Genomic DNA, 5,994 nt, shown 5'->3' on the forward strand with positions numbered 1-5,994 from the left:
ACCCTGATCACCGGGGCTCAGTATTGGGAAGCGGCGCGCAAGGCCCTGGTTTAGGGACTGCCCTTTCCCCCTTCGCCCTTTCACCGTCATGATAAGTCGGGAAGGGCGGGTTAGCCCTACTCCGCCGCCAGCAGCAACGGCGGCCCCTCGTCGTCCTCGATCGCGTCGGGATCGGTCGGGCCGTGCAGAAGCCATTCGGTATCGGGCGCGGTGTGACCCGCTCGGGTCCGCTCCGCCCGCATCATCAGGGCCAGCCACCCGGCCCCTGCCGTCAGAAACACCATGATCGCCTCCGAAGCGCTCCGTCGTTATTGAGAATGACTATCAATAACGACGGAGGCAAGGCGTCTTTGCGGGTTTGGGTCTTTAGGCCGCTTCAGCCGCGGCGGCCTTGCGCTTGGCGGCGGCGAGCACGCCGCGCTTCTTGGTCGCCGCTTCCAGCGCGACCTGACGGCGCTGGGAGGCTTCGAGCTCCAGCACGGGCAGGACCTCGGCCGCGCCCAGGCGTTGAGCCGGGGTGCCCACGACGTCCAGGCGTCGGGCATTGCTCAGGAGCGTGGCCAGCTCCTGGTCGCTCAGCAGAGGAATCCGCTCGATCAGGGTCATGTGACGGTCCTTGAAGATCAAAACGCCCGCAGTAGCGCGAGAGAATTTGTTTAACGTTCAAGGCGGCGCTTAGGGTCCAGAACTATTCGCGATTCAAGTCGATTCACGATTCCACTTGCCGGACGGCATTATAGGGCTCATGGTGGATTATCGAAATTCGCTGACGTTCGGCCTGCTTTTCCATGCTCTCTTCACGAGAGCGCCGGACGCGCCCACCGACCCCCAACGAAATTTGATCGCCGTGCGGAACGACTCCGCCGACGAATATTGACTACAAGGACTACCACTATGGCTACCGGCACCGTGAAATGGTTCAACGGCACCAAGGGCTTCGGCTTCATCCAACCTGACGACGGCGGCGCTGACGTCTTCGTGCACATTTCGGCCGTTGAACGCGCCGGTCTGCGTGGTCTGGACGAAGGTCAGAAGATCACCTACGAACTCGAGCGCGACAACCGCTCGGGCAAGATGTCGGCGGGCCAACTGCAGGCTTAATCGCCTCACGCTCACGAGATTTGGAATGGGTCGGCGCCTCGCGCCGGCCCATTTTTCTTGCGCGGTGTCCCAGGCCGTAACAGGGTCCCCCGGTTTCGGCAGCGAGCCCACAGCCCCATGCGCCCAGCCCGCCTTTTCCTGCTCGTCCTGGCCGCCCTGAGCCTCAGCGCCTGCGGGTCTCTGTCGCGCGACGCCTATACCGCCAAGGATCTGGCCGGACCGCCGCCCAAGGGCCTGGCCGGGCTGCGCTTCAACGCCAGCGACAGCGACGCCGCCATCCRCTTCGCCGAGCCGGCCCGCAAGCGCGCGTCGGTCCAACGCACCTTCGACGTCCTGGCCCTGTCCGGCGGCGGCTCGAACGGGGCCTACGGCGCCGGCGTGCTGGCCGGTTGGACCAAACGCGGCGAGCGTCCGGAATTCGATATCGTCACCGGGGTCTCAACCGGCGCCCTGACCGCCCCCTTCGCCTTCCTCGGCCCCACCTGGGACGACCGCCTGAAACAGGCCTACACCGGCAAGGAAGCGGGCAAGATCCTGCGGCCGCGCGGCCTGGGCCTGCTGTTCCACACCAGTTTCTACAGCTCGAGCGGCTTGCGGGCCGTGGTCGACGCCAACGTCACCGATGACCTGCTGCAGGCCATCGCCGCCGAGCACCGGCGCGGCCGCCGCCTGCTGATCGCCACGACCAACCTGGACACCGAGGAGACGGTGATCTGGGACATGGGCGCCATCGCCAGCCGGAACGACCCGGCCTCGCGCCAGCTGTTCAAGGACGTGCTGGTGGCCTCGGCCAGCATCCCCGGCGTCTTCCCGCCCGCCCTGATCGAGATCGAGGGCCAGGGCCGCCGCTTTTCGGAGATGCATGTGGACGGCGGCGTCACCATCCCGTTCTTCGTGGCGCCGGAGTCGCTGCTGCTGTGGACCGCGGCCAAGGGCCAGGCCCGCCCCGGCCGGTTGTACGTGATCGTCAACGGCAAGGTCGGCGGCACCTTCGGCTTCACCCGGGGCAAGACCGGGTCGATCGTCGGGCGCTCGTGGGACGCGATGAGCAAGGCCCTGATGCGCACCCACCTGGCGGCCAGCAGCGGCTTTGCCCGGCGCAACGGCGGACAGCTGTTCTACGCGGCCATTCCCGACAGCACCGAGCTGGACACATCGGGCCTGGATTTCGCTGACGACAATCGCGAGGCCCTGTTCCGCATGGGCTACGAGCGGGCGGAGGCCGGCTGGGCCTGGAGCCTGACCGACGCCTCCGAAGAGGTCCCGCCCGCCCAGCCCGCCGTACCCGCGCCGCCGATGATCGGGGGGCAGTGAGCTTCCCTTTCAACCGTCATTCCCGCCCTTGTGGCGGGAACCCGGGAATGACGAACGAGAGGGGAGGAATGAGCGGCGTTTGACAGAATGATGGTTGAAGAAAGCAGGGTTGCGCCAGACCGACTCCCTCTCTAAACGGGCGGCTTAACCTGCAAGATGGTCGGCAGCGGGCGCGCGGATGTGCGCGACCGTGTCTCTGCGCGCGAGTTTTCCCATGCCTAAAAGAACAGACATCTCCTCGATCCTGATCATCGGCGCCGGCCCGATCGTCATCGGCCAGGCGTGCGAGTTCGACTATTCGGGCGTCCAGGCGTGCAAGGCGCTGCGCGCCGAGGGCTACCGGATCATCCTGGTCAATTCCAACCCCGCCACGATCATGACCGATCCGGACGTGGCCGACGCGACCTATATCGAGCCGATCACGCCCGAGATGGTCGAGAAGATCATTGCCAAGGAACGTCCCGACGCCCTGCTGCCGACCATGGGCGGCCAGACGGCGCTGAACACCGCCCTGGCCCTGGAAGCCAGCGGCGCCCTGGCCAAGTACGGCGTCGAGATGATCGGCGCCAAGGCCGAGGTGATCGACAAGGCCGAGGACCGCCAGAAGTTCCGCGACGCCATGGACAAGCTGGGTCTCGAGAGCCCCAAGTCCAAGGCCGCCCACAACATGGACGAGGCCCGCGAAGGCCTGGCCTTCGTCGGCCTGCCCGCCATCATCCGCCCGTCCTTCACCCTGGCCGGCACCGGCGGCGGCATCGCCTATAACCTCGAGGAGTTCGAGGAGATCGTCGAACGCGGCCTGGACCTCTCGCCCACCACCGAGGTGCTGATCGAAGAGAGCGTCCTGGGCTGGAAGGAATACGAGATGGAAGTGGTCCGCGACACGGCGGACAACTGCATCATCGTCTGCTCGATCGAGAACATCGACCCGATGGGCGTCCACACCGGCGACTCGATCACCGTCGCCCCGGCCCTGACCCTGACGGACAAGGAATACCAGTGGATGCGCGCGGCCTCGATCGCCGTGCTGCGCGAGATCGGCGTCGAGACCGGCGGGTCCAACGTCCAGTTCGCGGTCAATCCGGCCGACGGCCGGATGGTCGTGATCGAGATGAACCCGCGCGTGTCGCGTTCGTCGGCCCTGGCCTCGAAGGCCACCGGCTTCCCGATCGCCAAGGTCGCCGCCCGCCTGGCCGTCGGCTACACGCTCGATGAGCTGAAGAACGACATCACCGGCGGCGCGACCCCGGCCTCGTTCGAGCCCAGCATCGACTACGTGGTCACCAAGATCCCGCGCTTCGCCTTCGAGAAGTATCCGGGCAGCGAGCCGCTGCTGACCACCGCCATGAAGTCGGTCGGCGAGGTGATGGCCATCGGCCGCACCTTCAAGGAAAGCGTCCAGAAGGCCCTGCGCGGCCTGGAAACCGGCCTCAACGGCTTCGACGAGATCGAGATCGCCGGCGCCGACGATCCCGACACCGGCCGCGCCGCCGTGGTCCGCGCCCTGGGCACGCCCACCCCCGACCGCATCCGCGTCATCGCCCAGGCCTTCCGCCACGGGCTCTCCGTGGAAGAGGTCAACGCCGCCTGCTCCTACGAGCCCTGGTTCCTGCGCCAGATCGCCGAACTGGTCCGCCAGGAGGGCTGGGTCCGGGCCGGCGGCCTGCCGACCGACGCCGCCGCTTTCCGCGCCCTGAAGGCCCAGGGCTTCTCGGACGCCCGCCTGGCCAAGCTGGTCGGCTCCGACGAGAAGACCGTGCGCCAGCAGCGCCAGGCCCTGAACGTGCGCCCCGTCTTCAAGCGCATCGACAGCTGCGCCGGCGAGTTCGCGGCCACCACCCCCTACATGTACTCGACCTACGAGACCGGCGCGCTGGGCCAGGTTCCCGAGTGCGAAAGCCTGCCGACCAACCGCAAGAAGGCGGTGATCCTGGGCGGCGGTCCCAACCGGATCGGCCAGGGCATCGAGTTCGACTACTGCTGCTGCCACGCCGCCTTCGCGCTGGACCAGATCGGCATCGAGTCGATCATGGTCAACTGCAACCCCGAGACCGTCTCGACCGACTACGACACCTCCGACCGCCTGTACTTCGAGCCCCTGACGGCCGAGGACGTGCTGGAGCTGCTGGACGTCGAGAAGTCCAACGGCACGCTGGCCGGCGTCATCGTCCAGTTCGGCGGCCAGACGCCGCTGAAGCTGGCCCAGGCGCTGCAGGACGCGGGCATCCCGATCCTGGGCACCAGCCCCGACGCCATCGACCTGGCGGAGGACCGCGAGCGCTTCCAGCAGCTGCTGAACGGCCTGGACATCGCCCAGCCCGAGAACGCCATCGCCCGCACCTGGGACGAGGCCCGCGCCAAGGGCGACGAGATCGGCTTCCCGTTCGTGATGCGTCCGTCCTACGTGCTGGGCGGCCGGGGCATGGAGATCATCCGCGACCACGAGCACCTGGAACGCTACATCGCCAACACCGGCGAGATCTCGTTCGAGCATCCGATCCTGCTGGACCACTATCTGAGCCGCGCCACCGAGGTGGACGTCGACGCCCTGTGCGACGGGACCGACGTGTTCGTGGCCGGCGTGCTGGAGCACATCGAGGAAGCTGGCGTCCACTCGGGCGACTCGGCCTGCTCGATGCCGCCCTTCTCGCTCAGCGCCGAGACCGTGGCCGAGCTGAAGCGCCAGACCGTCAAGATGGCCCTGGCCCTGAACGTGCGCGGCCTGATGAACGTGCAGTTCGCGATCGAAGAGCCGCACTCGGCGGAACCCCGAATCTACGTGCTTGAGGTCAACCCGCGCGCCTCGCGCACCGTGCCCTTCGTGGCCAAGACGATCGGCCAGCCGGTGGCCGCCATCGCCGCCAAGATCATGGCCGGCGAGACCCTGGCCAGCTTCGGCCTGACCGACAAGCCGTACGACCACATCGCCGTGAAAGAAGCCGTCTTCCCGTTCGCCCGCTTCGCCGGGGTCGACACCATCCTCGGCCCGGAAATGCGCTCCACCGGCGAGGTCATGGGCCTGGACTGGATCCGCGAAGGCGAGGACAGCCTGGCCCCGGCCTTCGCCCGCGCCTTCGCCAAGAGCCAGCTGGGCGGCGGGGTCACCCTGCCGACCGCCGGCACGGCCTTCGTCTCGGTCAAGGAAAGCGACCGCCCGTGGATCGTCGAGCCGGTGAAGCTGCTGCAGGCGGCGGGCTTCAAGGTGCTGTCGACGGTCGGCACCCGCGGCTATCTGGCCGAGCAGGGGATCGAGGTCGAGCTGGTCAAGAAGGTGCTGGAAGGCCGTCCGCACATCGTCGACGTGATGAAGAACAGCGGCGTGCAGCTGGTGTTCAACACCACCGAAGGCAAGCAGGCGCTGGAGGACAGCTTCGAGATCCGCCGCACGGCCCTGATGATGAAGGTGCCCTACTACACCACGAGCGCCGGCGCCCTGGCGGCGGCCCAGGCCATCTCCTCGGCCCCGGCCGAGACGCTCGAAGTGCGCCCGCTGCAAAGCTACCAGTAACGGCCCTCCCTTCTCCCCTTGCGGGAGAAGGTGTCGGCGCAGCCGACGGATGAGGGGTCGAAAGACAGGAC

Annotated in this window: 5 protein-coding genes; 3 read left to right on the forward strand and 2 right to left on the reverse strand. The window is 67.4% G+C overall.

Annotated features, from left to right (window positions below; all coding sequences use genetic code 11):
* Positions 1-116 precede the first annotated feature (116 nt).
* Positions 117-284, reverse strand: a complete 168-nt coding sequence (locus AC1DZ6_RS21245) for a hypothetical protein (RefSeq protein ID WP_477099120.1) — start codon at positions 282-284, stop codon at positions 117-119.
* A gap of 82 nt (positions 285-366) precedes the next feature.
* Entirely contained in the window at positions 367-606 is a 240-nt protein-coding gene (locus AC1DZ6_RS21250) for a hypothetical protein (protein ID WP_477099121.1), read from the reverse strand.
* A 288-nt stretch (positions 607-894) separates the two neighbouring features.
* Between AC1DZ6_RS21250 and AC1DZ6_RS21255 the strand changes: the two genes are divergently transcribed.
* From AC1DZ6_RS21255 to carB, 3 genes are all read left to right on the forward strand, one after another.
* Positions 895-1,101 (forward strand): cold-shock protein, encoded by a 207-nt coding sequence (locus AC1DZ6_RS21255; RefSeq protein ID WP_007666377.1) that lies wholly within the window; start codon positions 895-897, stop codon positions 1,099-1,101.
* A gap of 117 nt (positions 1,102-1,218) precedes the next feature.
* A complete protein-coding gene (locus tag AC1DZ6_RS21260) occupies positions 1,219-2,415 on the forward strand; it encodes a patatin-like phospholipase family protein (protein ID WP_477099122.1) in 1,197 nt (398 codons plus the stop codon).
* 214 nt (positions 2,416-2,629) lie between these two features.
* Complete coding sequence (gene carB, locus AC1DZ6_RS21265; protein WP_477099123.1) at positions 2,630-5,923, forward strand: carbamoyl-phosphate synthase large subunit; 3,294 nt, start codon at positions 2,630-2,632, stop codon at positions 5,921-5,923.
* Positions 5,924-5,994 lie beyond the last annotated feature (71 nt).

It is taken from the genome of Caulobacter sp. P1_B12_2, from assembly GCF_056406675.1.